The following is a 25,118-nucleotide window of genomic DNA, read 5'->3' as shown; positions in this document are numbered from 1 at the left end:
TGGACCCCTGCGGGACGACTCGGCGTCCGCGGGCTGGCCGCCCCGGCCCGGGCGGGAGCCGGGTGGCCCCGGTGGGTGCCGTGCCGCCCCGGTGGGTGCCGGGCCGCCCGGCCGGTCAGCCTCCGGCGCGGGTCAGGCGGCCGCCCAATTCCCTGACGCACGAGACCAGTTCGGCGGGTTCGAGCACCGTGAACTCGTAACCCGCCATCACCAGCCGTACCGCCAGCCACTCCGTGGGATCGCCGGTGGCGCCGCGCAGGAGGCAGCCGCCGCGACCGTCGTCCTCCGCCGCCCCGACCCAGGCCGGCAGCCGCGTGGCGACCCGCTCGGCCGGTGCGGCGAACCGCACCGCGAACTCGTACGTCTCCTGCCGCCGGTGGATGGACCGGCGCAGGTACTCGGCCGCGTTGCCGGTCGGCAACTCCCGTGGTGTGAACCGGACTCCGGTCGGGAAGGGCGCGCTCACCCGGTCCACCCGGAAGGTGCGCCAGTCCGCGCGGTCGAGGTCGTAGGCGACCAGGTACCACCGCCGTCCGGTCGACACCAGCCGGTGCGGCTCGGTCAGCCGCCGTGACTCGCCGCCGTCCTTGTCGCGGTAGGCGAACCGCAGTCTCTCCCGCCCGGCCACCGTGGATGCCATCACCGTCAGCGTCTCGGGGGCGATGCTCGGCCCGTCCCCGCTGGTCAGCGGTGTCGTGGCGGCCTGCAACGTGGCCACCTGGTGCCGCAGCCTGGCCGGCAGCACCTGCTCCAGCTTCGCCAGGGCCCGCACCGACGCCTCGTCCACGCCCTCCAGGGCGTGCCCGGCGCCGGCCCGCAGCCCGACCGCGATCGCCACCGCCTCCTCGTCGTCCAGCACCAGCGGCGGCATCGCCTTGCCCGCGACCAGCCGGTACCCGCCGTCCGCGCCCTTGGTGGCCTGTACCGGATAGCCCAGCTCCCGCAGCCGGTCGATGTCCCGCCGCACGGTGCGCCGGGACACCCCGAGCCGGTCGGACAGCTCCCCGCCCGGCCACTCACGGGGCGTCTGGAGGAGCGAGAGGAGCTGCAGCAGCCGTGCCGGAGTGTCCGTCGTCATGCCTATGAGAATGCCGGAGAACTAGGACACGATCTGACCTAATAGGGCCCTACCTTCTTCCCATGACCGACAACGACCGCACGACCCTGAAGGGGCGCGGGGAACTGCGCGACGAGCCGCGACGGACGGACGGCGCGGCCGCCGTGGCCGCCCCCACGGCGCTCCCCGCCACAACCGACCGAACGCGCTGGTTCGCGCTCGCGATCGTCATGACCGCCGCCTTCATGGACCTGGTCGACGTCACGATCGTCAACATCGCCATCCCGTCGATCGAGCGCACCGCCCACGCGTCGGTCAGCCAGATCCAGTGGATAACCGCCGGCTACGCCCTCGCCTTCGCCGCCGGCCTGATCACCGGTGGCCGGCTGGGCGACATCCACGGCCGCAGGCGGGTGTTCCTGATCGGCATCGGCGGCTTCACCTTCGCCTCCGCGCTGTGCGGCTTCGCCGCGAACCCGGAGATGCTGGTCGCCTCGCGCCTGCTGCAGGGCGGCATGGCGGCGATGATGGTGCCGCAGGTGCTGTCGATCGTGCACGCCACCTTCCCGGCCCACGAACGCGGCAAGGTCTTCGGCCTGTTCGGCGCGATCGTCGGTCTGGGCGCGGTCTCCGGCCCGCTGCTCGGCGCGCTGCTGACGGAGTGGAACCTGTTCGGCCTGGAGTGGCGGCCCATCTTCCTCATCAACCTGCCGGTCGGCGTCGTCGCCTGGCTGCTCGGCCGCCGCTTCATCACCGAGTCCCGCGCCCCGAAGGCGCTCAAGCTGGACCTCGTCGGCGTCGCCCTGGTCACGCTGGGCCTGCTGATGCTGCTCTACCCGCTGACCCGCGGCCGCGAACTGGGCTGGCCGCTGTGGGGCCATGTGTCGATGGTGGGCGCGTTCGGCGTCTTCGCGGCGCTGGTGGCGTACGAGCGGCGCAAGGCCGCCCGGGACGGTTCCCCGCTCGTGGAGCTGTCACTGTTCCGGGTGAAGAGCTTCGCGGCGGGCATCGCCGTGCAGACCGTCTTCGGTGTGGCCCTCGGCATCTTCTTCCTGGTCTGGACGCTGTACATGCAGATCGGTCTCGGCTGGAGCCCGCTGCGGGCCGGTCTGACCGGGGTGCCGTTCTCGCTCGCGGTGTCCACGGCGGCGGGCATGTCCGTGCAGAAGCTGGTCCCGCGGTTCGGCCGCAAGGTGCTCCAGGCGGGCGCGCTGATCATGGGTGCGGGCGTGCTGCTCTACCTGTGGGAGGCGAACCGCTACGGCCTCTCCATAGCCTCCTGGCAGATGGCCCTGCCGCTGGTCGTGATGGGCGTCGGCATGGGGCTGATCGTCGCCCCGCTGACCGACGCGGTGCTCTCGGAGGTGCCGCGCGAGCACGCCGGCTCCGCGTCGGGGCTGATCAACACCGTGCAGCAGATGGGCAACGCGCTGGGGCTGGGACTCGTCTCGGTGGTCTTCTTCGGGGAGATCGGCGACCGGCTGCCCCTCGGCCAGGTCGGCCCCGCCTTCGTGCACGCCTTCCAGCACGCGCTGTGGTGGGTCGCCGGGATCATGGGCGCGATCTTCCTGCTGATGTCCGCCCTGCCGAAGCGGCCGGCGGTGCATGTCGAGGGCGCCGCGGCGGCGGAGCCGACGGAGCCGGCGAAGGAGCCCGAGCTGGTGTCCTGACCGGACGCGACCGGAGAACCCGAGCGGACCCGAGAGCGGACCCGAGAGCCCGGCACCGAGCAGGTGCCGGGCTCTTCCGCGCCCGGAGACGCACCGGAGTCCCCCTGGAAGTCCGTTCATGCCCGCTTGCAGTCCGAACCTGTTTACTTTCTGGATGCGCGGGCGTAGCCTCGCCAGTGAAACCACACGTTCGGGCATGAGTCGGAACGGGTCGGACATCCAGGCGGAGGCGAGCGGACATGTACGCACCGGAACGGCAGCAGGAGATCCTCCGGATCGCCCGTGACGGCGGCCGGGTGGACGTGCTGTCGCTGGCCGAGGAGTTCCAGGTCACGGCGGAGACGATCCGCCGCGACCTGAAGGCCCTCGACCGGGCCGGCCTGGTCCGCCGCGTGCACGGCGGTGCCATCCCGGTCGGCCGCCTGGACTTCGAGCCCGACCTCACCGAGCGCGAGTCCACCGCCGCCGACGAGAAGGACCGCATCGCCAAGGCGGCCCTGGCCGAACTGCCGGCCGAGGGCACGACGATCCTCGACGCCGGTACGACGGTCGCCCGGGTCGCCGCCGCCATCCCGCTGGAGTCGGCCCTCACCGTCGTCACCCACAGCCTGCCCATCGCGGCCCGCCTCGCCGACCACCCGGGCATCCAGCTCCACCTGGTCGGAGGGCGCGTTCGGCACCGCACACGCGCCGCCGTGGACGCCTGGGCGCTGCGCGCCTACGGCGAGATCCGCGCCGACGTCCTGTTCGTCGCCGCCAACGGCTTCTCCGCCGAGCACGGTCTGACCACCCCCGACCTCGCCGAGGCCGCGGTCAAGCGGGCAGCGGTCGCCGCCGCCCGCCGGGTCGTCCTCCTCGCCGACTCCACCAAGCACGGCCAGGAGCACTTCGCCCGCTTCGGCGACCTGAGCGACGTGGACCTGCTGATCACCGACAGCGGGCTGAGCCCCGAAGACGCCGCCGTCATCGAGCGCGGCGGCACGGAAGTAGTGCGCGCATGATCCTCACCGTCACCCCCAACCCGTCCCTCGACCGCAGCTACGAGGTCCTCGCGCTGAAGCGCGGCGAGGTCATCCGCGCCGAGACCGAGCGCACGGACCCCGGCGGCAAGGGCGTGAACGTCTCGCGGGCCGTCGCGGCCACCGGGTGGCGCACGGTCGCCGTCCTCCCGCTGGGCGGTGCGCCGGGCGCGCTCGTCGCCGAACTCCTCGACGCACAGGGCATCGAGGTCGCGCCGGTCCCGATCGCCGGAGCCACCCGCTCCAACATCGCGCTCGCGGAGTCCGACGGGGTGCTGACGAAGATCAACGCACCCGGGCCCGACCTGTCGGCGGCTGAGCAGGAACTGCTCCTGGAGACGGTGCGCGAGCAGTCGCGCGACGCCGACTGGATCGCCTGCTGCGGCAGCCTGCCCGGCGGCCTCGCGCCCTCCTGGTACGCCGACGTCGTCATGCGGGCGCACGCCGGGGGCGCCCGCATCGCCCTGGACACCTCGGGGCGGGCGCTGCTGGAAGCGCTGCGCGCCCGGCCCGACGTGGTCAAGCCCAACGCCGAGGAGCTCGCGCGGGCCGTGGGACGCCCCCTGGCGACCGTGGGCGACGCACTCAAGGCGGCCGAGGAACTGCGCACGATGGGCGCGGGCGCCGTGCTCGCGAGTCTCGGCGCCGACGGCCAGCTCCTCGTGGAGGAGACCGGTGCCTGGTTCGGCAACGCTCGCGTGGCCGCCGTCCGCAGCAACGTGGGTGCGGGCGACTCCTCCCTCGCCGGCTTCCTCGTCGCGGGCGGCACCGGCCCCGAGGCCCTCGCCTCCGCCGTCGCCCACGGCGCGGCCGCGGTCCAGCTCCCCGGCAGCGTGATGCCGACCCCCGCCGACCTCGATCCGGCCGCGGTGACGGTCACCGCGGAGATCCCGCTCGACCGCGAACTGACGGAGCCGGCGTCATGAACGCCCCGGCCCGCCGCCGTAGGAACCCGGCCCGGATCGCCGGGCCTACGGACTCGATCGTCAGGCGTGCGGCCCCGGTCCGCCGTCCTGCGACCGCTCCCCACCGGCCGCGGCGGGACTCCCCGTCACTCACCCCGCAGGCCGCACCCACCACCTCCCCGTACCGCACCCCCGTCCCCCCTCCCGCCCACCTCTCCCCCCGGGCGATACGCGCGCATAGGAGCCCGCGATGAGCGACATGATCACCGCGGACCTGGTCGACCTCGACCTGTCCGCCGACACCAAGGAAGCGGCGGCGCGCGCCCTCGCCGAACGCATGGTGGCCCAGGGCCGGGTGACCGACCTGGAGGGCTTCCTCGCCGACGTCGCCGCCCGCGAGGCCCAGATGCCGACCGGCCTCGACGGCGGCATCGGCATCCCGCACTGCCGCAGCACCCATGTCACCGAGCCGACCCTCGCCTTCGGGCGCAGCGGCGCCGGCATCGATTTCGGCGCCGCGGACGGACCGGCCGACCTGATCTTCCTGATCGCGGCTCCCGCGGGCGCCGACGACGCCCACCTGACGATCCTCTCCTCCCTGGCCCGCCAGCTGATGAACGCCGACTTCACCTCCGCGCTGCGGGCGGCGGACGACGCGGCGGCCACGGCGGCACTGATCCGTGGCGAGGAGCCGGCACCGGCGGAGAGCGCGCGGGACACCGCGAGCGCCGGTGGCGAACCGGGCGCCGAAGCCGCGAGCGGCGCCTCCCAGGACACCGCCGCGACGCCGGTGGCGGCCTCCGCCGGCGCCGCGGCGGGCAGTACGGCGCCACCATCGGACGCCTCCGTCCCGGCCCCGTCGGCCCCCGCGGGCGCGGGCACCGGTGCCGCTGCCGAAGAGCGACCCTTCCGTCTGATCGCCGTCACCTCCTGCCCGACCGGCATCGCCCACACCTACATGGCGGCCGAGTCCCTGGAGAACGCGGGCCGGGAGGCGGGCGTCGAGGTGTTCGTCGAGACCCAGGGATCCGCCGGCTTCACCCGGCTGGACCCGGCGGTGATCGCGGGCGCGGACGGCGTGATCTTCGCGCACGACGTCTCCGTACGCGACAAGGACCGCTTCGCGGGCAAGCCCACCGTCGACGTCGGGGTGAAGGCCGGCATCAACCGGCCCGCCGAACTCATCGCCGAGGTCCGCGAGAAGGCGGCGCGCGGCGAGGTGAGCGCCCCGGCGGCCGCGGGCGGTACGCCCGTCGAGCGCGCGGGCGAGTCCACCGAGGGCTACGGCACCAAGCTCCGCAAGTGGCTGATGTCCGGCGTCAGCTACATGGTGCCGTTCGTCGCCGCGGGCGGCCTGCTCATCGCCCTGGGCTTCGCGATCGGCGGCTGGCAGGTCAGCAAGGCACCGTCGGTCATGGACCACTTCATCTGGACGCAGACCGACAGCTGGGGCGCCCTGCTCTTCCAGATCGGCGGCGTGGCCTTCAAGTTCCTCGTCCCCGTCCTGGCCGGCTACATCGCCTACGGCATGGCCGACCGGCCCGGCCTCGTGCCCGGATTCGTCGGCGGCGCGATCGCCCTCGACATCAACGCCGGCTTCCTCGGCGGACTGGTGGCCGGTCTGATCGCCGGCGGCGTGGTGATGGCGATCCAGAAGGTGAACATCCCGACGTCGTTGCGCGGCATCATGCCGGTGGTGGTGATCCCGCTGATCTCCTCGGCGATCGTCGGATTCCTGATGCTCGTCGTCGTCGGCAAGCCCATCGCCACCGCCCAGAAGGGCCTCACCGACTGGCTGAACAGCCTCACCGGCGCCAACGCCGTCCTGCTCGGCGCGCTGCTCGGGCTGATGATGTGCTTCGACCTCGGCGGGCCGGTCAACAAGGTCGCCTACACCTTCGCCACCGCCGGCATCGCGGTCTCCGACCCCGGCGACTCCGCCATGAAGATCATGGCGGCGGTGATGGCGGCCGGCATGGTCCCGCCGCTGGCGATGGCCCTGGCCACCACGGTCCGCGGCCGGCTCTTCACCCGGACCGAGCGGGAGAACGGCAAGGCCGCCTGGGTGCTGGGCGCCTCCTTCATCTCCGAGGGGGCGATCCCCTTCGCGGCGGCGGACCCGCTGCGGGTCATCCCGTCCGCCATGGTGGGCGGCGCGCTCACCGGCGCCCTCTCGATGGTCTTCGGGGCCACCCTGCGCGCCCCGCACGGCGGCGTCTTCGTGGTGCCGCTGATCGGCAACCCGCTGCTCTACCTGGTCGCCGTCGCGGCCGGGGTGTGCGCCACCACGGCCCTGGTGATCGTGCTCAAGGGCATGCGCAAGCAGGCCCCGGAGAGCACGGCCACCGACCCCGCCGCCGGCGCGGCCGGTTCCCCGAAGGAGACGAAGCAGCCGGTGGCGGCCTGATCACCCCGCCACCCTTGTCCCTTAAGTTCGCTGTGAGTTGTTCACGGCACCTGCGAGATACGTCACGGTCCGGGGCCAAAGTCCCGGACCGTGGTGTGTACTGGAACGCATGCCTGAGCACGTCTCGACTCTCCAGTGGACCGGCGCGGTCGTCCTCACCCTGGCCGGTGTGGCCTGGGCGATCGTCGTCCTGCGCCTGCTGCGCCGCTTCCGCGCGCAGGCCCTCCGGGAGATCCCGACGGTCCGGCTCCCGGTCCTCCCGCCGCAGCGGCAGGCCGGCCCCGCCCTGGAGAAGGTGGAACTGACCGCCGCCGAGCGCGACGCCTTCGCCGGACTGGTACGGCAACTCGGCGGCCGTTGACCGGACGGACGCCCCCGGCACGGGGTCCGGGACTACCCCCGGCGTGCCGCGCGCTGCTCCATGGCGCCCCTCGCCGCGTCCTCCGACATGTACACCTCGCACATGTGCCGTCCGTCGGGGGTCGCCGTGTGCTCGACCTCCCACAGGGACACCTCGTCGCCGTCCGGCAGCAGGAACGCGTGCTCGTAGAGCGCGTAGCTCAGTCCCGCGCGGCCGGCCCGCCCGGGGCGGCCGAACGCCTGCGTGATCTCGTGCGCGGTCGCCGTCGCCAGCAGCGCCGCCGTCTCCGCGTCCGGCCGGTCCGGGTTCTCCGCGCGGCGCAGCAGCCGCCGCGCGTGATCCGCCGAGTCCTGCGAGGCGAAGACGTGCCGGGGCGCGGGGATCGACCACAGCCGCATCAGCGCGGGCAGCTCGAAGTCCGGGGTGTCCTGCGGCAGCCCGAGCCGTCCCGTGGCCGTCTGCAGCTCCTCCTCGTCGGCGAACACCTCGTGCTCCGCGGGGCCGCCCGGCACCGTGTTGTGGACGAGCTCCCACAGCGTGACGGCCGCGCCGTCGGCGAGGAGCCACGTGTGCCGGTACGTCTCCCGGTGCAGCCCCGCGCAGTGGTGCGCCGAGTGCAGCGAACTGTCGTGCGCGAGCGCGCTGTCGAGCCGCCGTATCACCTCGTCGGGCAGCTCGAAGGAGTTCAGGGCACGGCCGAGGAGCCGCGCGAGGTGCTCCTCCGGAGACTCGGGCGACTCGGCTGGTTCGTACGCTGCCGTCTCGTACGGAACGCTCAAGGCATCTCCCGGCGTTGCTGCATGTCACCTAGTGGGTGCATACCGTAGCCCCTCGGTCGGACATCATGTCCGCGAACCGAGAAAACGTCTGCCCGGAAAACGCGCGGGCCACGCGAGGAGTTCCCGCGCGGCCCCGAATTCCGTCAAAAGGCGCCGCTCAGACGGCACTTCCCGCGGTCCAGGCCCTCCAGGACATGTTCCAGCCGTTGAGGCCGTTGTCCGGCGCCACGGTCGTGTCCGGGGAGTTCTTCACGATCACGACGTCGCCGACGAGCGAGTTGTCGAAGAACCACTTGGCCGTCGTGTCGCCCTGCGCGCCCTGCACATCCGCGAGGCCGACGCAGCCGTGGCTGGTGCCCTGCCGTCCGAACGGCGGGTTGCCCTTGTCGTACCAGTAGTTGCCGTGGATGAACGTGCCCGACGACGTCAGCCGCATCGCGTGCGGCACGTCCGGGATGTCGTACTCCCCGCCGAAACCGACCGTCGAGCCGTTCATCCGGGTCTGCGTGAACTTCTCGGAGATCACCATCCGGCCGTTGTACGTGGTGTGCTCCGCGCTGCCCGCGGAGATCGGCACCGACTTGACCGTCCTGCCGTCCCGCACCACCGTCATCGTCTGCGTGCGGACGTCGACCGTGGAGACCTGCGACCGTCCCACGGTGAAGGAGACGGTCTTCTTCTGCGCCCCGTAGACGCCCTTCGCGCCCTGCACCCCGTCCAGGTCGATCTTCATCGTGACCTTGGAGCCGGCCTTCCAGTAGTCCTGCGGCCGGAAGTCCAGCCGCTCATCCCCGAACCAGTGCCCGGCCACCTGCTGACCGCTGCTGGAGCTGACCGTGATGTGCGACTGGACGGCCTTCTTGTCGGTGATCGACCTGTCGAAGGTGAACGACACCGGCATGCCCGCGCCGACCGTCGCGCCGTCGTCCGGCGTGTAGGTGCCGATGAAGCTGTTCGCCTTCGAGACGGTCGTGAAGATGGAGTTGGCCGCGGCCGTACGCCCGTCGGCGTCCTTCGCGGTCGCGTTTATCTCGTACTTCGTCCCGCGCTCCAGCTGCTGCTTCGGCTTCCAGCTGCCGCCGTCCGCCGAGATCGACCCCGGCACGGCCTGACCCGACCCCGCCACGGTCATCTTCACGCCGGTGAGCCTGCCGCCGCTGGCCTTCACCCCGGTCGCGTTGATGGACGCGCCGGTCGAACCGTCCTTGGCCGATATCGCGATCTTCGCCGTCGACGTGTCGGCGGAACCCTTGCCGCCCTTGCCGTCGTTGCTCTCGGCGCTGGCGTCGCCTCCACAGGCGGTCAGGGTGAGGGCGCCGACCACCAGGGCGGCACAGGCCCCCAGTACGCGCCGCGCTCGAATGTCCGGCGTTGCCACGGGCTGCTCCATGTTCGTGTGATGTGCGTGATCCGTTCCAGTGCGTGGGGAAAGAGGGCACCGGCGCACGGCGGGGTTCCCTCCGTGCCTCCTGAAGGCCATCACGTGACAGAACCGCGACAATCCGCACCCGTCGGCGACCCGCGGCCGGGTCCGGCACCGCCCGGACCGCTACGCCGTGCCGTACAACTCCCCGTACGACGGCCACACTCCGCCCGGCCCGTCGACCGACCCGGCGGCGCGGACGGCCCGCACTGTCGCACGCGTCACGAGGTCCGCGCCGGCCGCCAGGACCTCGTTGAGCGCCAACGGGTGCGCGTCGAGCGGGCGGGTGCCGGTCGCCAGCGCGAACACCGTGTCCCCGTCGTGCAGCAGGTGCACCGGCCGCACGGCGCGCGCGATCCCGTCGTGTGCCGTGCCGGCGAGCTTCTGCGCCTGCGCCTTGGAGAGGTCCGCGTCGGTCGCGACCACCGCGAGCGTCGTGTTGAGCGGCGGCGGCGCGTTGTCCGCGGCCGCCTCCGCCAGCCGCCGGCGCGCGGCCTCGTGCACCCGCTCCCGCGGATACTCCACCCGCCCCTGGTACAACTCCCCGTACAGCACCCCCGTTTCGGGGTCCAGCGCGGACCCCGCGGCGTTCGCGACCACCAGGGCGGCCACGGTGATCCCCGAGCCGAGCACCGTGCTCGCGGTGCCCACCCCGCCCTTGAGGCCGCCGGCCACGGCGCCCGTCCCGGCGCCCACGCCTCCCTCGGGCACCCGGGCGCCCGGCTCGCTCGCCGCTGCGGCCTCCACCGCCGCACGGCCCATGGCCGCGTCGGGCCTCGCGCGGAAGTCGCCACCGCGCCCCAGATCGAAGACGCACGCGGCCGGCACCACCGGCACGACGTGCGCCGGGTCGGTCCCCACCGGCACCCCGCGCCCCCGCTCTTCCAACCACGCCATCACACCGGACGCGGCGTCGAGCCCGTAGGCGCTGCCTCCGGTGAGGACGACGGCGTCGACCGTCCGCACCACATTGCGCGGGTCGAGCGCGTCCGTCTCCTTGGTGCCGGGCCCACCGCCGCGCACGTCCACCGCGGCGACGGCACCGCCCTCCGGGGCGAGGACGACCGTGGTGCCGGTGAGCCAGCCGTCACCGCTGCGGGAGGCGTGCCCCACCCGCAGCCCGGCGACGTCCGTCAATGCGTCAACTGTCATGGGGCCCAGTCTGTCCCCGGCCGCCCCGGGAGCGGCCCGTCGCCGCCCGGGAAGCCCACGGAGGCCCGCCGGCCCGCCCGGGGCCGGGCCGTACCCTTGAGGCATGAGCACCGCCCCCGAACCCGAGCAGCGCGACCCCAAGCCGGCACTGGTCTTCGACGACCCGCTGGACCAGCAGTCCTCGGACGACACCGACCGCGGGTGGGGCGAGCGCCCGGCCGGCGACAGCGCCGCCGACCTCAAGCGCTTCCTCGACGAGAAGCCGCCCCACCACATCTGAACCGCCCGCAGGGGACCCGCTAGCGCTCGTAGTGCCCGGATCCCCGCTGGGCGACCAGGGCGTCGCGGATCTCCTTGAGCACCTCCAGCTCGGTCACCTCCAGGACCTCCTTCGTGCCCTCGCGCGCCGCCTTGCGGGCCGCCTGCCGGGCCAGGTACTTCGCCATCGGCAGGACCATCAGGAAGTACACGACCGCCGCGGTGATCACGAAGGTGAGAGTCGCTCCGAGGACCGAGCCCCACAGGATCTGCACCCCGCTCTTGACCGTACCGTCCGGGGCCACCTGGCACCGAGGCTTCAGACACGCGCTGTAGTGGTCGAGGTTCTGCGTGCCGATCGCGCCGACCAGCGGGCTGATGACCCCCTTCACCACCGCGTTGACGATGTTCGTGAAGGCCGCGCCGATGACCACCGCGACTGCCAGATCGACGACGTTGCCGCGCATCAGGAAGGCCTTGAAGCCCTGCCAGACGCTCGGTTCCTTCTTCGCGCTCACCTAGGGGACTCTCCTCGCGTGCACAGGCTGTGGAACGAATCGCTCCGCAACCTACGGCACGGTGCGGCCGTCCTGTCCAGTCCTGTTGCCCGATCGTGTGACTTGACGGGCCGCCGCCAAAAAGACGTACCGGTCGGGTCAGCACAGCGTCACCGCCAGCCGGGCCGTGGCACTCGCGCCGACCAGCCGCGCGGCCGTGGCGCGCGGCACCGACAGGACGACCAGCGCGCCGCTCTCCGCCGCGCCCTCCAGCGGCTCCGGCACCTTCGTCACCCGCACACCCCGCGCGAGCACGCGGACCGCGCCGCCGGTCGAGGCGTCCTCGGCGGCGACGACGTCGACCCGGTCACCGGCGCGCAGGAGCCGGACCGTGGCGGCGTCGGCGATCCGCACCGGCGCGGTCACGACGCCGGCCGCCGGGTGCCGCCGTACCGGCTCCGCGGCCGGGTGCCCCCGGGCCCGCTCCGCCCGGTGCGGCTCCGTCGCGGCACGCGGTACCGCGGCCACCAGGGCGGCGGCGGTCACCGCGAGACCGGCGGCCACGGCCCGCCTGCGGTGCCGTAGGAGCCGCTGCAGCTGGTACCGCCCGCCGCGCACGCGCACCGGAGCGAACTGCGGGATCGCACAGGTCCCGGGGGCGTCCGTGCCCAGGGGACGCGGGACACGGAGGGGCGGCGGGAAGGGGGAACGGGCCGGCGGGCGGCCGGGGAGGAAGGGGGACGGATCGGGGGACGACGAGGAAACGGGCACGGACACGGGAATCACCGCCTGCGACGAGGAAGGGGGCCTGCGACACCCACGATGAGGTCTCGCGCCGCATCCCGTCGGCGCCGGTGGACGGCGGACGGACTGTGGACAACCCGCCCACCCGAACGAGGAATTCCGCCCACTGATCCCCAGGTGGGTCCCACAACCGATCTCCGGGTGGGCCACCGCACCCTCAACTCCCAGGCCCACCGCACTCGCACCCCCGGGCCCACCGCACCCGCAACCCCCGGGCCGACCCGGCGGTCCCAGCCGGGCTAAGGCAGTTCGAAGCCCGGGTCCATGCCGCCGAGCGCGTTCACGCAGAGACAGTCCCGCGCGCCGGTCTCCGGCAGCGCCGCCACCGCGTCGAACAGCACGCCCCGCATCCGGTCCACGTTGGCCGCGAACACGCGCAGCACCTCCTCGTGGGAGACGCCCTCGCCGCTCTCCGCGCCCGCGTCCAGGTCGGTGACCAGGGTCATCGACGTGTAGCACAGCTCCAGTTCCCGGGCGAGTGCCGCCTCCGGGTGGCCGGTCATGCCCACGACCGACCAGCCCTGTGCCTGGTGCCACAGCGATTCGGCGCGGGTGGAGAAGCGCGGGCCCTCGACGACGACCAGCGTGCCGCCGTCCACCGGCTCCCAGTCCCGCCCGCGCGCCGCCTTCAGCGCCGCGGACCGGCCGGTGGGGCAGTAGGGGTCGGCCACGGACACGTGCACGACGTTCGGCACGGTGCCGTCGGGCAGCGGCAGTCCGTCGAAGTAGGTCTGCATCCGGGACTTCGTACGGTCGACGAACTGGTCGGGCACCAGCAGCGTGCCGGGTCCGTACTCGGGGCGCAGGCCGCCCACCGCGCACGGGCCGAGGACCTGGCGGACCCCGACCGAGCGCAGGGCCCACAGGTTGGCACGGTAGTTGATGCGGTGCGGCGGCAGGTGGTGGCCGCGGCCGTGCCGGGGCAGGAAGGCGACCCGCCGGCCGGCGATCTCGCCGAGGAAGAGGGAGTCGCTGGGCGGCCCGTAAGGGGTGTCCACCTCGACCTCGGTCACGTCGTCGAGGAACGAGTAGAAGCCCGAGCCGCCGATTACGCCGATCTCTGCGTTCGCCATGACCAGCACACTAGCTGGCCGCCGAACCGTGCGGCAGCGGGCCTCGGGCATACCGAAGGCCCCGCCGTCGTCGACGGCAGGGCCCGGGTGGGAGGTCTCAGGCGGCCGGGCTGCTGGCGGAGCTCGACGACGAGGACGAGGAGGACGACGACGTCGAGGACGTCGACGAGGCCGGCTTCGCGTCGGAGGACGACGAGCTCGGCTTCGACGCCGGGCTGCTGCTCGACGAGGAGCCACGCGAGTCGTTGCGGTAGAAGCCGGAGCCCTTGAAGACGATGCCGACGGCAGAGAACACCTTCTTCAGGCGACCGCTGCAGTTGGGGCACTCGGTCAGGGCGTCGTCGGTGAACTTCTGCACCGCCTCGAGGCCCTCGCCGCACTCGGTGCACTGGTACTGGTACGTCGGCACTGTCTTCCTCCTGGCACTCTCACTCGATGAGTGCTAACGACGGTCCATAGTGACGTATTCCCGGGGATCAGTCCACCGTCACCGGCACGCGGTGACCGACGCCACGTGCGACGGTGCGGTTCCGGTGCGGGGCGGCCAGCCGGGAGCGCAGCGCCACCAGGGTGACCAGGGCGAGCACCGTGCCGGCCATCGGCACCAGGAATCCCGCGCCGTCCCAGAGCCGGTCCTCCAGTTGTCCGGCGACGGTGACGGCGGCGGCCTGACCGAGCGCGACCGCACCGGTCAGCCAGGTGAAGGCCTCGGTCCGGGCGCCGGCCGGGACCAGGCTGTCGACCAGCGTGTAGCCGGTGATCAGCGACGGTGCGATGCACATGCCGACCAGCAGGCCGAGCGCCGCGAGCAGCAGCGCCGAGTGCGCGGTCCACAGGGCGGACGCGCTCAGTGCGAGGGCCGCGTAGCCGATGACCAGGCGCCGCTGCGGGGCGACCTTCCAGGCGATCGCGCCGCAGGCGACGCCGGACAGCATGTTGCCCGCGGCGAAGACGCCGTACAGGACGCCGTTCAGACCCGGTTCGCCGATCGACTCGGTGAACGCGGCCAGCGACACCTGCATGCCGCCGAAGACGGAGCCGATGCCGAGGAAGGTGACGATCAGCACGCGCACGCCGGGGACGCGCAGGGCGGAGGCGTGCCCCACGCGCGCGTGCTCGCCGTTGGCGTCCACCGCCGGCTGCGTGCTCTTCTGCGCCGCGAACAGCAGGCCGCCGACGAGGGTCAGGGCCGCCTCGGTGACCAGGCCGGCCGACGGGGTCACGGCGGTGCACAGGGCGGTCGCGAGCAGCGGGCCGACGACGAAGGTCAGCTCGTCGGTGACCGACTCGAAGGCCGCGGCGGTGGTCATCAGGGGCGATCCCTGGAGCTTCACGCCCCAGCGCGCGCGGACCATCGGGCCGACCTGCGGCACGGAGGCGCCGGTCGGGACGGCCGCGAGGAACAGCGCCCACAGGGGCGCGTGCGCCAGCGCGAGCGCGGTGAGGGTCAGCCCCGCCAGGGTGTGCACGAGTACGCCGGGGATCAGCACCGCACGCTGCCCGTAGCGGTCGGCCAGGCGGCCGCTGTACGGCGCGAACAGCGCCATGGAGACGCCGGTGGCGGCCGCGGCGGCACCGGCGGCGCCGTACGAACCGGTGGTGTGCTGCACGAGCAGCACGATCGAGATCGTGAGCATGGCGAACGGCTGGCGTGCCGCGAAGCCGGGGAGCAGGAACGTCCAGGCGCCGCGGGTGCGCAGCAGCTGTCCGTAGCCCGGGCGGGACGGTGCCGCCGGGTTCCGCGACGGCTCGGTGGTGACCGTGGATTCCACGGCCGTGCCTTTCTGCCGCCTGGTAGCGCGCCCGTGCGGGGGCGCCGAGAGCTGTCCTCTTGCGCTGAACTGCGGTAGATACCGGTGCCACGGTGGTGGGCCTGCCGGCCGCCATACGGTCGCGCCAGCTCTGCATCAGGCAGAGTTGGTTCGATCAGGGGTGCCTTGATACTACAGGGATCAACGCCTTGAACCCCTGTGAAAACGAGCACCACAGCGCCCGTTCACCTGTGATTGGCGCGGGTGTGAATCGCCTGAAACGCACCCGTAACGCACCGCCCCGCAGCTCGCACGGGTCACCGCCCGCCTCGCGCGCTCCGCGGGTGCGGTAGGCGCCCGCGCTTCACCGCCCCGCGTCGGCCCCGTCGGTGCCCAGCCAGCCCGCCAGCTTGCCGCCGTGGGCCACCGCGCGCAGGCGCCGTTCCGCCGCGTCGCGGACCGGGTCGGTGGCGACCACCAGCAGCTCGTCGCCCCGCCTGAGGACGGTGGAGGGCAGTGGCACGAACGATTTCTCCTCGCGCACGACGAGCGTGACGGCGGCGCCCGGCGGCAGTCTCAGCTCGCCGACCTCCACGCCGTGCATCCGCGAGCCCTCGGGGATCGCGATGGACAGCAGATGGCCGCGCAGCCGCTCCAGGGGTGCCGACTCGATGCCCAGGTCGGAGGCCTCGCCCTTCTCGCCGAGCCGCAGCGTGCGCGCCAGCCAGGGCAGCGTCGGCCCCTGCACCAGGGTGTAGACGACGACCAGGACGAAGACGATGTTGAAGATCCGGCGGCTGCCGGCGACACCGTTCACCATGGGGATGGTGGCCAGGATGATGGGCACGGCGCCGCGCAGTCCCGCCCACGACATCAGGACCTGCTCCTGCCACGGCACCCGGAACGGGGCGAGGCTGAGGACCACGCTCAGGGGGCGGGCGACCATGGTCAGGACCAGTCCGATGACCAGCGCGGGCAGGACGTCGTCGCCCAGCTCGTGCGGGGTGACCAGCAGGCCGAGCACGACGAACATGCCGATCTGCGCGATCCAGCCGAGCCCCTCGGCGAAACCGCGCGTGGCCGGCCAGTGGGGCAGCTTGGCGTTGCCGAGCACCACCGAGGCCAGATAGACGGCGAGGAAGCCGCTGCCGTGCGCCAGGGCGCCGGCGGCGTACGCGGTGACGGCGATCGCCATCACGGCGATGGGGTACAGGCCCGAGGCGGGCAGGGCCACGTGCCGCAGGCCCCAGGCCCCGATCAGGCCCACCGCCAGTCCGATCGCCGCCCCGATGGCCAGTTCCAGCGCTATCTCGCCGACCAGGTTGTACCAGTGCTCGACCGGGCCGGCCTGGGAGAAGGCGACGACCAGGATGACCACCGGTGCGTCGTTGAAGCCGGACTCCGCCTCCAGCGTGCCCGTCACGCGCGCGGGGAGGGGAATTCTGCGCAGTACGGAGAAGACCGCCGCCGCGTCCGTGGACGACACCACCGCGCCGATGATGAGCGCCTGCCGCCACTCCAGTCCGACCAGATAGTGCGCGCCCGCCGCGGTGACGCCGACGCTGATCGCGACGCCCGCCGTCGCGAGGACGGAGGCGGACTTCAGGACCGGCCGGACCTCCTTCCACTTCGTGCCCAGGCCGCCCTCGGCGAGGATCACGACCAGGGCCGCGTATCCCATGACCTGGGTCACTTCGGCGCTGTTGAAGTGGATGTCCCCGATGCCGTCCTGTCCCATGAGGACGCCGATGCCGAGGTAGACGAGCAGGCTGGGGAGCCCGCTGCGGGACGAGACCCGGACGGCCGCGACGGCCACGAGCAGCACGACGGAGCAGACGAGCAGGAGCTGGTTGAGGTGGTGGACAGTCAGCGGCGATTCCCTTCCTTGGCCCGCGCGCGGGGGCGCGCGAACGCACGTACAGCAGACCCGAGGCTGCGGCGCACCGCATCCAAGTACTTCGTTACCTTACCTAACTCTTGACGCTTTCTTGACGCTCGACGGGGCAAGATCGAACGCTCGTACGCGCCGGTTCCCGACTCCGCGTCAAGCGGGGAAGGACCCTGCGCCTATGGTTGCTCCAGCGCTCATTCAAAGTCACAGCCCGACCTGCCGCTCGCGTTAGGACAGCAAGGACAGCGATGCCCCCCAACACCACCGCCACAACGGGTGACACCGCCACAACCGGTGCCACGCCCGTCAAGTCCGGCAGGAAGAAGGGGCGCAAAGCCCGACTCGTCGTGCTGGTCCTGGTCCTGGCCATCATCGGAGGCGTCGCCTACGGGGCGTACTGGTCGATCAGCACGGTCCGCGCCTCCTTCCCGCAGACCAAGGGCTCGATCACGCTCCAGGGCCTGTCGGGACCGGTCGACGTGAAGCGGGACGGCTACGGCATCCCGCAGATCTACGCCTCCTCCGACGCGGACCTGTTCATGGCGCAGGGCTTCGTCCAGGCGCAGGACCGGTTCTACGAGATGGACGTGCGCCGGCACATGACGTCCGGGCGCCTGTCGGAGATGTTCGGCAAGGGCCAGGTCGACAACGACGCCTTCCTGCGCACCCTCGGCTGGGACCGCGTCGCGAAGGAGGAGTACGACACCAAGCTGTCGGCCTCCACGAAGAAGTACCTCCAGGCGTACGCCAAGGGGGTCAACGCCTACCTCCAGGGCAAGGACGGCGAGGACATCTCCCTGGAGTACGCGGCACTGGGTCTCACCAACGACTACAAGCCGGAGAAGTGGACCCCGGTCGACTCCGTCGCGTGGCTCAAGGCGATGGCCTGGGACCTGCGCGGCAACATGCAGGACGAGATCGACCGCGCCCTGATGACCAGCCGTCTGGGCCCGCAGCAGATCCAGGACCTCTATCCGGAGTACCCCTACAGCCGTAACAAGCCGATCGTGCAGGAAGGCCAGTACGACAAGCTGACCGAGACGTTCCGGCAGAGCGGCTCCACGGGCACCACCGGCAGCACCCAGGGCGCCACCGGCACCTCGCAGGGCGCCGCGGGCTCCGCCGGCTCCACCACCTCGGGCGCGACCGGATCGGGCCTCACGAGCCAGCTGGCGGGCCTGTACAAGGTGCTCGACGACGTCCCCACGGCCGTCGGCGTGAACGGCCAGGGAATCGGCTCCAACTCCTGGGTCGTGTCCGGGAAGTACACCATCACCCACAAGCCGCTGCTGGCCAACGACCCGCACCTGTCGGCGTCGCTGCCGTCCGTCTGGTACCAGATGGGCCTGCACTGCCGGGCCGTGTCCGCCAAGTGCCAGTACGACGTCACGGGCTACACCTTCGCCGGGATGCCCGGTGTGATCATCGGGCACAACGCGAAGATCGCCTGGGGCATGACCAACTCCGGCGTCGACGTCACCGACCTGTACCTGGAGAAGGTGACCGCGGGCGGCTATCTCTACGACGGCAAGATCCGCCCCTTCAAGACCCGCGAGGAGACCATCAAGGTCGCCGGCGGGAAGTCCAAGACCATCGTGGTCCGGCAGACCCGGGACGGGATGCCGCTGCTGTCCGACCGCGACGACGAACTGGTGCAGGTCGGCAAGAAGGCGTCCGTCACCACCGCCGCCCCCGACCGCGGCGACGGCTACGGCATCGCCTTGCGGTGGACCGCGCTCGACGCGGGCACCTCCATGGACGCCGTGTTCGCCCTCGACAGGGCGGCGGACTGGGACGGCTTCCGCGCGGCCGCCGGCCTGTTCGACGTGCCCTCGCAGAACCTGATCTACGCGGACAGCGAGCACATCGGCTACACCCTGCCCGGCAAGATCCCCACCCGTTCCTCCGTCGACGACGGCGCCATCCCGGCACCGGGCTGGGAATCGAAGTACAAGTGGACCGGCTTCATCAAGAAGGACGAGCTGCCCTACGAGTACGACCCCGAACGCGGCTACATCGTGACCGCCAACCAGGCCGTGGTCGACAAGGACAAGTACCCGTACACGCTCACCACCGACTGGGGCTACGGCACCCGCAGCCAGCGCATCACCGACCTGATCGAGTCCAAGATCAAGGACGGCGGCCGGATCTCCACGGACGACATGCGCCAGATGCAGCTGGACAACAGCAGCGAGATCGCCAAGCTCCTCGTGCCCAAGCTGCTGAAGATCAACCTGGACGACGCGGACGTCCGCCAGGCGCAGAAGCTCCTGGAGGGCTGGGACTACACCCAGGACGCCGACTCCGCGGCGGCCGCGTACTTCAACGCCGTCTGGCGCAACATCCTCAAGCTCGGCTTCGGCAACAAGCTGCCCGAGGAGGTGCGCGTCAAGGGACAGTGCCTGTGGGTCGACAAGATCGACAGCACCGGCCCGGTGGACGACGACACCAAGGTCCGCGAGTGCGGTGAGCGCGACGCCGACCAGGCGCAGCCGGACGGCGGCGACCGCTGGTTCGAGGTCGTGCGCACCCTGATGGACAAGCCCGGCAGCGACTGGTGGAAGACGCCGGCCTCGGGCACCCGCCCGAAGGCCGAGAACCGCGATCAGCTGTTCGCCCGCGCCATGATCGACGCCCGCTGGGAGCTGACCGCCAAGCTCGGCAAGGACATCGACACCTGGAGCTGGGGCCGGCTGCACCGCCTGTTCCTGAAGAACCAGACGCTCGGCACCGAGGGCCCCAAGTTCCTGCAGTACGTGCTGAACCGCGGCCCCTGGAAGCTCAGCGGCGGCGAGTCCACGGTCAACGCGAGCGGCTGGAACGCGGCCGGCGGCTACAACGTCGTCTGGGTGCCGTCGATGCGGATGGTGGTCAACCTCGCCGACCTCGACAAGTCCAAGTGGATCAACCTGACGGGCGCCTCCGGGCACGCCTTCAGCGCGCACTACACGGACCAGACGGGCATGTGGGCCAAGGGCGAGCTGCTGCCCTGGTCCTTCTCGGACAAGGCGGTCGGCAAGAGTACGAGCGACACCCTGGTGCTCAAGCCGTGAGCCGCTGAGGCACTCGGCCACAACGGCCCTCCACGCGCGCGTGGGGGGCCGTTCCCCGTGCGCCAGGGCGGCGGAGCGGGTCAGCCGCTCGCGAAACGGCGGGTGCCGGAGGGCGTCACCACCGCGTGCACCGGCTGGTCGTGCTCCTCCGCCGGGACGTGCGCGACGACCTCCGCGTCGTACAGCAGCACCACGAGCCGGGGACGGACGCCCGCGCGCTCCAGACGGGCCAGCACGCGGTCGTACGAGCCGCCGCCGCGTCCCAGGCGCATCCCGCGCGCGTCCACCGCGACTCCGGGCAGCAGGACGACGTCCGCCTCCGTCACGGCGTCCGGGCCGAGGCGTGGGCCGGAGGGCTCGAAAAGCGCCATTCTCCCGCCGTGTTGGATACGCGCGAGGGAGTCCGGGCCGGTGTACTCGCCCCAGTCCAGGTCGTTGTCGGGCAGGAGCGCGGGCAGCAGGACCCGCACCCCACGCGCGCGCAGGGCGTCCAGCAGCGCGGCCGTTCCCGGCTCGCCGCCGACGGACACGTACGCCGCCACCGTCCTCGCCCGCGCCAGTTCCGGCAGCTCCAGCGCGCGCTCCGCCAGCGCCAGGCCCGCCCCGCGGACGTCATCGCCCGTCAACCTGTTCCTCACCGCGAGGAACTCCCGCCGCAACGTTCGCTTGTCAGGCTCGCCCTCAGGTCCGACATGTTCCACTGGTCGTTCCCGCACCCTTCGTAATGCAGTCATATGAGGGGCAATCGAACCTGAGCCACAGATTCCCATCTAAGGCAACGGATAAGGTTGCGGGCATGACTCAGTCGCACCCCAGGATCAGCAAGGCTGTCATTCCCGCGGCAGGCCTCGGTACCCGGTTCCTGCCGGCCACCAAGGCCACTCCCAAGGAGATGCTGCCGGTCGTCGACAAGCCGGCGATCCAGTATGTGGTCGAGGAGGCCGTGTCGGCGGGGCTCGACGACGTGCTCATGATCACCGGACGCAACAAGCGTCCTCTCGAGGACCACTTCGACCGCAACTACGAGCTCGAATCGGCGCTCGAGAAGAAGGGCGACGCCGAACGGCTCGCCAAGGTGCAGGAGTCCAGCGACCTGGCCACCATGCACTACGTCCGCCAGGGCGACCCCCGGGGCCTCGGCCACGCGGTGCTGTGCGCCGCCCCGCACGTCGGCCACGAGCCCTTCGCGGTCCTCCTCGGCGACGACCTGATCGACCCGCGCGACCCGCTGCTCCAGCGCATGATCGAGATCCAGGAGCGGCACGGCGGCAGCGTGATCGCCCTCATGGAGGTCGCGTCCGAGCAGATCCACCTGTACGGCTCCGCCGCCGTGGAGGCCACCGCCGACGGGGACGTCGTGAAGGTGACCGGCCTGGTCGAGAAGCCGGACCCGGCGGACGCCCCGTCGAACTACGCGATCATCGGCCGGTACGTCCTCGATCCGCACATCTTCGACATACTCCGCAAGACCGAGCCCGGCCGCGGCGGCGAGATCCAGCTCACCGACGCCCTGCAGCAGCTCGCCCAGGACGAGAAGGTCGGCGGGCCGGTGCACGGCGTCGTCTTCAAGGGCCGCCGCTACGACACCGGCGACCGCGGCGACTATCTGCGTGCCATTGTCAGACTCGCGTGCGAACGTGAAGACCTGGGCCCGGACTTCCGGACCTGGCTCCGCAGTTACGTAGCCGAGGAGATGCAGCAATCTTGAGCAGCGCCGCGACCCGCTCCGCCGACTCGGACCACCTCTGGTCGGTGGACGAGCACCTGGAGGACATCCTCTCGACGGTCCGTCCCCTCGAACCCATCGAGCTGCAACTGCTCGACGCCCAGGGCTGCGTCCTGGTCGACGACGTCACGGTGCCGGTGTCACTGCCGCCGTTCGACAACAGCTCCATGGACGGGTACGCGGTGCGGGTCGCGGACGTCGCGGGCGCGAGCCAGGAGTTCCCGGCCGTCCTGGACGTCGTCGGGGACGTCGCGGCGGGCGCGGCCGACCCGGTGCGGGTCGGCCCCGGCCAGGCCGCCCGCATCATGACCGGCGCCCCGCTGCCGCCCGGCGCGGAGGCCGTCGTGCCCGTCGAGTGGACCGACGGCGGGCTCGGCGAGGGGCCCGTCAGCGGCATGCGGGCGCGCAGCCTGGCCCCCGAGGGTGCCGCGGGGCACGTGCGCGTGCACCGCCCCGCCGAGGCACGCGCGCACGTGCGGGACAAGGGCAGCGACGTACGCGCCGGAGACCTCGCCCTGGAGGCCGGCACGATCCTCGGCCCGCCGCAGATCGCGCTGCTGGCCGCGATCGGCCGCGGCACGGTACGGGTGCGCCCGCGCCCGCGCGTGGTCGTGCTCTCCACCGGCAGCGAACTCGTCCAGCCCGGCGAGCAGCTGGGCCCGGGCCGGATCTACGACTCCAACAGCTTCGCCCTCACCGCCGCCGCCCGCGACGCCGGCGCGATCGCCTACCGGGTGGGCGCCGTCGCCGACGACGCGGAGACCCTCCGCTCCACCATCGAGGACCAGCTCATCCGCGCCGACCTGCTGGTGACCACCGGCGGGGTCAGCGTCGGCGCGTACGACGTCGTCAAGGAGGCGCTGGAGTCCGTCGGCGACGAGGACGTGGCCGGCGCCGGCGTCGAGTTCCGCAAGCTGGCCATGCAGCCCGGCAAGCCCCAGGGCTTCGGTTCCATCGGCCCCGACCACACGCCCCTGCTGGCCCTGCCCGGCAACCCCGTGTCGTCGTACGTCTCCTTCGAGCTGTTCGTCCGCCCCGCCGTCCGCGCCCTCATGGGCCTCACGGACCTCCACCGGCCCCGCACGCGGGCCGTCCTGAAGGGCGACGAGGCGCTCCGCTCGCCCAAGGGCCGGCGCCAGTTCCTGCGGGGCGCGTACACCGACGGCGAGGTGACCCCCGTGGGCGGTGCGGGTTCCCACCTGATCGCGGCGCTGGCGCAGGCCGACGCGCTGATCGTCGTACCCGAGGACGCGGAATCCGTCGAGCCCGGCGCCGAGGTGGAGGTCGTGCTGCTCGGCTGAGGGTGCCCGCGCCGCCCGGGGGCCGGTCCTGGTCCGCTGCGCGCCCCGCCGTGGGGGTACCGTGTCGCGCACAACAGGCCCGTGCACCGCACTGCGACGGGCCCGGACCAGGAGCGCCACACCATGAGTACGCAGGAACGGCTGACGCACATCGACGAGGCGGGCGCGGCTCGCATGGTCGACGTATCGGGGAAGGACGTGACCGCGCGCACGGCCCGGGCCAGCGGGCGGGTCCTCGTCGCACCGCGGGTGGTCGAGCTGCTGCGCGGCGAGGGGGTCCCCAAGGGTGACGCCCTCGCCACCGCGCGGATCGCGGGCATCATGGGTGCCAAGCGCACCCCCGACCTGATCCCGCTGTGCCACCCGTTGTCGGTGTCCGGTGTGAAACTGGATCTGTCGGTCGCGGACGACGCCGTGGAGATCCAGGCCACCGTGAAAACGACGGACCGGACGGGCGTCGAGATGGAGGCCCTCACGGCCGTGACGGTCGCCGCGCTCACCGTGATCGACATGGTCAAGGCGGTCGACAAGGGAGCGGTCATCACGGACGTGCGGGTGGAGGAGAAGACGGGCGGCAAGTCGGGCGACTGGAGCCGGGCATGACCATGCGCGCTCTGGTGATCACCGCCTCCAACCGGGCTGCCTCGGGTGTCTACGAGGACAGGGGCGGCCCGCTGGTCGCCGACGGCCTGCGGAGCCTCGGCTTCGCCGTCGAGGGCCCGCAGGTCGTCCCCGACGGCGACCCCGTCGAGGCGGCGCTGCGCGCGGCCGTCGACGCCGGGTACGACGCGGTCGTCACCACCGGCGGCACCGGCGTCTCGCCGACCGACCGCACGCCCGAGGCGACCCGTGCCGTGATCGACTACGAGGTCCCGGGCATCGCGGAGGCGATCCGCGCCTTCGGCCGGGAGAAGGTGCCGACGGCGGCGCTGTCCCGGGGCCTGGCCGGTGTCGCCGGGCGGACCCTGATCGTCAACCTGCCGGGCTCCACGGGCGGGGTGAAGGACGGCCTCGCGGTGCTGGAACCGCTGCTGGCGCACGCGGTCGACCAGATCCGCGGCGGCGACCACCCCAGACCCGAGAGCGGGGGTGCGAGCTGAACAGCCCGTCCTGGCCCGTGGTGCTGGGGGACGGCGATGTCGTCCTCCGGCCCATAAAGCTGCGCGACCAGGCGGCCTGGCGCGAGGTGAACCGGCGCAACCGCGACTGGCTGCGCCCCTGGGAGGCGACCATCCCGCCGCCCACGCCGAGCGGGCCGATCACGCACCGGCCCACCTACCGGCAGATGGTCCGGCACCTGCGCTCCGAGGCCGGCGCGGGCCGGATGCTGCCCTTCGTCATCGAGTACCAGGGGCGGCTCGTCGGCCAGTTGACGGTCGCCGGGATCACCTGGGGATCGATGTGCTCGGGGCACGTCGGCTACTGGGTGGACGAGGCGGTGGCCGGACGCGGCGTGATGCCGACGGCGGTCGCGCTCGCGGTGGACCACTGTTTCCGTGCCGTCGGGCTGCACCGCATCGAGGTGTGCATTCGCCCCGAGAACCGGCCGAGCCGCCGTGTCGTGGAGAAACTCGGATTCCGCGAGGAAGGGATCCGGCCGCGTTATCTGCACATCGACGGAGCCTGGCGTGACCACATGGTCTTCGCGCTCACCGCGGAAGAGGTGCCCGAAGGGCTGCTCGCACGCTGGCGGCGGGAGCGCACGCGGGACGCGCAGCGCGCCGATCGCCGGGCCGGCGGTACGGGCCCGGCGGGCTCCCAGGACACCTCGGGCACGCCCGGCGGGCCGTGGAATCCGTAGAACACACCAGGGAATCCCGCCCCGTCTGCGAAATTGAATACATGTTCGAAATTGGTCGGGAGTTGACCGTCTCGGCGCATTGAATTCCGGGCGTTGGTGGTCCGCTGATCGCATCGGTCGCGAAAAAAGCTGGAAATATCAGCCTGATCGTGCGACACACCGGCCCAATTGGCCGATGCCCCCGTGCAAA

23 protein-coding genes are annotated in these 25,118 nt (G+C 72.2%); 12 read left to right on the top strand and 11 right to left on the bottom strand.

The window, feature by feature from the left end:
* Nucleotides 1–115: 115 nt before the first annotated feature.
* A complete protein-coding gene (locus tag BLW57_RS17185) occupies nucleotides 116–1,078 on the bottom strand; it encodes a helix-turn-helix transcriptional regulator (protein WP_176985615.1) in 963 nt (320 codons plus the stop codon).
* Between the two features lie 62 nt (nucleotides 1,079–1,140).
* Here BLW57_RS17185 and BLW57_RS17180 point away from each other — a divergent pair, with 62 nt between their 5' ends.
* From BLW57_RS17180 to BLW57_RS17160, 5 genes are all read left to right on the top strand, one after another.
* On the top strand, nucleotides 1,141–2,727 hold the full coding sequence (locus BLW57_RS17180; protein ID WP_093475585.1) for an MFS transporter: 1,587 nt from the start codon (nucleotides 1,141–1,143) through the stop codon (nucleotides 2,725–2,727).
* A gap of 239 nt (nucleotides 2,728–2,966) precedes the next feature.
* The gene (locus tag BLW57_RS17175; RefSeq protein WP_073888438.1) at nucleotides 2,967–3,728 is read left to right on the top strand and encodes a DeoR/GlpR family DNA-binding transcription regulator; all 762 of its coding nucleotides are present in this window, start codon (nucleotides 2,967–2,969) and stop codon (nucleotides 3,726–3,728) included.
* The gene (pfkB, locus tag BLW57_RS17170) at nucleotides 3,725–4,672 is read left to right on the top strand and encodes a 1-phosphofructokinase (RefSeq protein ID WP_093475584.1); all 948 of its coding nucleotides are present in this window, start codon (nucleotides 3,725–3,727) and stop codon (nucleotides 4,670–4,672) included. The genes BLW57_RS17175 and pfkB overlap by 4 nt, the downstream gene beginning before the upstream one ends.
* A gap of 229 nt (nucleotides 4,673–4,901) precedes the next feature.
* Entirely contained in the window at nucleotides 4,902–7,058 is a 2,157-nt protein-coding gene (locus BLW57_RS17165; protein ID WP_093475582.1) for a PTS fructose transporter subunit IIABC, read from the top strand.
* Nucleotides 7,059–7,167: 109 nt separating this feature from the next.
* Nucleotides 7,168–7,419, top strand: coding sequence for a hypothetical protein (locus BLW57_RS17160; protein ID WP_093475581.1), 252 nt, complete (start codon nucleotides 7,168–7,170; stop codon nucleotides 7,417–7,419).
* A 32-nt stretch (nucleotides 7,420–7,451) separates the two neighbouring features.
* Here the strand turns inward: BLW57_RS17160 and BLW57_RS17155 are convergent, their stop codons facing one another.
* The 3 genes from BLW57_RS17155 to BLW57_RS17145 all read right to left on the bottom strand — a co-directional run bounded on the left by BLW57_RS17155 (nucleotide 7,452) and on the right by BLW57_RS17145 (nucleotide 10,773).
* Nucleotides 7,452–8,198 (bottom strand): DUF6227 family protein, encoded by a 747-nt coding sequence (locus tag BLW57_RS17155; RefSeq protein ID WP_093475579.1) that lies wholly within the window; start codon nucleotides 8,196–8,198, stop codon nucleotides 7,452–7,454.
* Between the two features lie 157 nt (nucleotides 8,199–8,355).
* Nucleotides 8,356–9,576, bottom strand: coding sequence for a L,D-transpeptidase (locus tag BLW57_RS17150; RefSeq protein WP_093480735.1), 1,221 nt, complete (start codon nucleotides 9,574–9,576; stop codon nucleotides 8,356–8,358).
* Nucleotides 9,577–9,747: 171 nt separating this feature from the next.
* Nucleotides 9,748–10,773, bottom strand: coding sequence for a P1 family peptidase (locus tag BLW57_RS17145; RefSeq protein ID WP_176985614.1), 1,026 nt, complete (start codon nucleotides 10,771–10,773; stop codon nucleotides 9,748–9,750).
* 103 nt (nucleotides 10,774–10,876) lie between these two features.
* Between BLW57_RS17145 and BLW57_RS17140 the strand changes: the two genes are divergently transcribed.
* Nucleotides 10,877–11,053 carry a hypothetical protein gene (locus BLW57_RS17140; RefSeq protein WP_093475577.1) on the top strand — a complete coding sequence of 59 codons (177 nt, stop codon included), beginning with the start codon at nucleotides 10,877–10,879 and terminating at the stop codon, nucleotides 11,051–11,053.
* Nucleotides 11,054–11,072: 19 nt separating this feature from the next.
* Here the strand turns inward: BLW57_RS17140 and mscL are convergent, their stop codons facing one another.
* The 6 genes from mscL to BLW57_RS17110 form a co-directional block, all read right to left on the bottom strand.
* A complete protein-coding gene (mscL, locus tag BLW57_RS17135; RefSeq protein ID WP_093475575.1) occupies nucleotides 11,073–11,549 on the bottom strand; it encodes a large conductance mechanosensitive channel protein MscL in 477 nt (158 codons plus the stop codon).
* Nucleotides 11,550–11,687: 138 nt separating this feature from the next.
* Nucleotides 11,688–12,299: a hypothetical protein gene (locus BLW57_RS17130; RefSeq protein ID WP_371127859.1), complete on the bottom strand. Its 612-nt coding sequence runs from the start codon at nucleotides 12,297–12,299 to the stop codon at nucleotides 11,688–11,690.
* A 272-nt stretch (nucleotides 12,300–12,571) separates the two neighbouring features.
* Nucleotides 12,572–13,405: an S-methyl-5'-thioadenosine phosphorylase gene (locus BLW57_RS17125; protein WP_093480733.1), complete on the bottom strand. Its 834-nt coding sequence runs from the start codon at nucleotides 13,403–13,405 to the stop codon at nucleotides 12,572–12,574.
* Between the two features lie 97 nt (nucleotides 13,406–13,502).
* Complete coding sequence (locus BLW57_RS17120; protein WP_093475574.1) at nucleotides 13,503–13,814, bottom strand: FmdB family zinc ribbon protein; 312 nt, start codon at nucleotides 13,812–13,814, stop codon at nucleotides 13,503–13,505.
* Between the two features lie 67 nt (nucleotides 13,815–13,881).
* Nucleotides 13,882–15,177: an MFS transporter gene (locus BLW57_RS17115; RefSeq protein WP_093475572.1), complete on the bottom strand. Its 1,296-nt coding sequence runs from the start codon at nucleotides 15,175–15,177 to the stop codon at nucleotides 13,882–13,884.
* Between the two features lie 343 nt (nucleotides 15,178–15,520).
* Nucleotides 15,521–17,026 carry a potassium/proton antiporter gene (locus tag BLW57_RS17110; protein WP_093475571.1) on the bottom strand — a complete coding sequence of 502 codons (1,506 nt, stop codon included), beginning with the start codon at nucleotides 17,024–17,026 and terminating at the stop codon, nucleotides 15,521–15,523.
* A 269-nt stretch (nucleotides 17,027–17,295) separates the two neighbouring features.
* On the opposite strand from BLW57_RS17110, the gene BLW57_RS17105 reads away from it, so the two are divergent.
* Nucleotides 17,296–20,100, top strand: a complete 2,805-nt coding sequence (locus tag BLW57_RS17105) for a penicillin acylase family protein (protein ID WP_093475569.1) — start codon at nucleotides 17,296–17,298, stop codon at nucleotides 20,098–20,100.
* An 80-nt stretch (nucleotides 20,101–20,180) separates the two neighbouring features.
* On the opposite strand, the gene BLW57_RS17100 is transcribed toward BLW57_RS17105, so the two are convergent.
* A complete protein-coding gene (locus BLW57_RS17100; protein WP_093475568.1) occupies nucleotides 20,181–20,834 on the bottom strand; it encodes a 5-formyltetrahydrofolate cyclo-ligase in 654 nt (217 codons plus the stop codon).
* 62 nt (nucleotides 20,835–20,896) lie between these two features.
* Between BLW57_RS17100 and galU the strand changes: the two genes are divergently transcribed.
* The 5 genes from galU (at nucleotide 20,897) to BLW57_RS17075 (ending at nucleotide 24,928) form a co-directional block, all read left to right on the top strand.
* Nucleotides 20,897–21,808 carry a UTP--glucose-1-phosphate uridylyltransferase GalU gene (galU, locus tag BLW57_RS17095; RefSeq protein WP_093475567.1) on the top strand — a complete coding sequence of 304 codons (912 nt, stop codon included), beginning with the start codon at nucleotides 20,897–20,899 and terminating at the stop codon, nucleotides 21,806–21,808.
* Nucleotides 21,805–23,127, top strand: a complete 1,323-nt coding sequence (gene glp, locus BLW57_RS17090; protein WP_093475565.1) for a molybdotransferase-like divisome protein Glp — start codon at nucleotides 21,805–21,807, stop codon at nucleotides 23,125–23,127. Before galU ends, glp begins: the two co-directional genes overlap by 4 nt.
* A 123-nt stretch (nucleotides 23,128–23,250) precedes the next feature.
* Entirely contained in the window at nucleotides 23,251–23,730 is a 480-nt protein-coding gene (gene moaC, locus BLW57_RS17085) for a cyclic pyranopterin monophosphate synthase MoaC (protein WP_093475564.1), read from the top strand.
* The gene (locus BLW57_RS17080) at nucleotides 23,727–24,227 is read left to right on the top strand and encodes a MogA/MoaB family molybdenum cofactor biosynthesis protein (RefSeq protein ID WP_093475562.1); all 501 of its coding nucleotides are present in this window, start codon (nucleotides 23,727–23,729) and stop codon (nucleotides 24,225–24,227) included. Before moaC ends, BLW57_RS17080 begins: the two co-directional genes overlap by 4 nt.
* 17 nt (nucleotides 24,228–24,244) lie before the next feature.
* The gene (locus tag BLW57_RS17075; RefSeq protein ID WP_256339501.1) at nucleotides 24,245–24,928 is read left to right on the top strand and encodes a GNAT family N-acetyltransferase; all 684 of its coding nucleotides are present in this window, start codon (nucleotides 24,245–24,247) and stop codon (nucleotides 24,926–24,928) included.
* Nucleotides 24,929–25,118: the final 190 nt, after the last annotated feature.

This window comes from Streptomyces sp. 1222.5 (assembly GCF_900105245.1).
In the GTDB taxonomy this organism is placed as follows: domain Bacteria; phylum Actinomycetota; class Actinomycetes; order Streptomycetales; family Streptomycetaceae; genus Streptomyces; species Streptomyces albidocamelliae.
The sequence above is the reverse complement of the archived record's forward strand: the minus strand, read 5'-3'. Positions and strand labels throughout refer to the sequence as shown.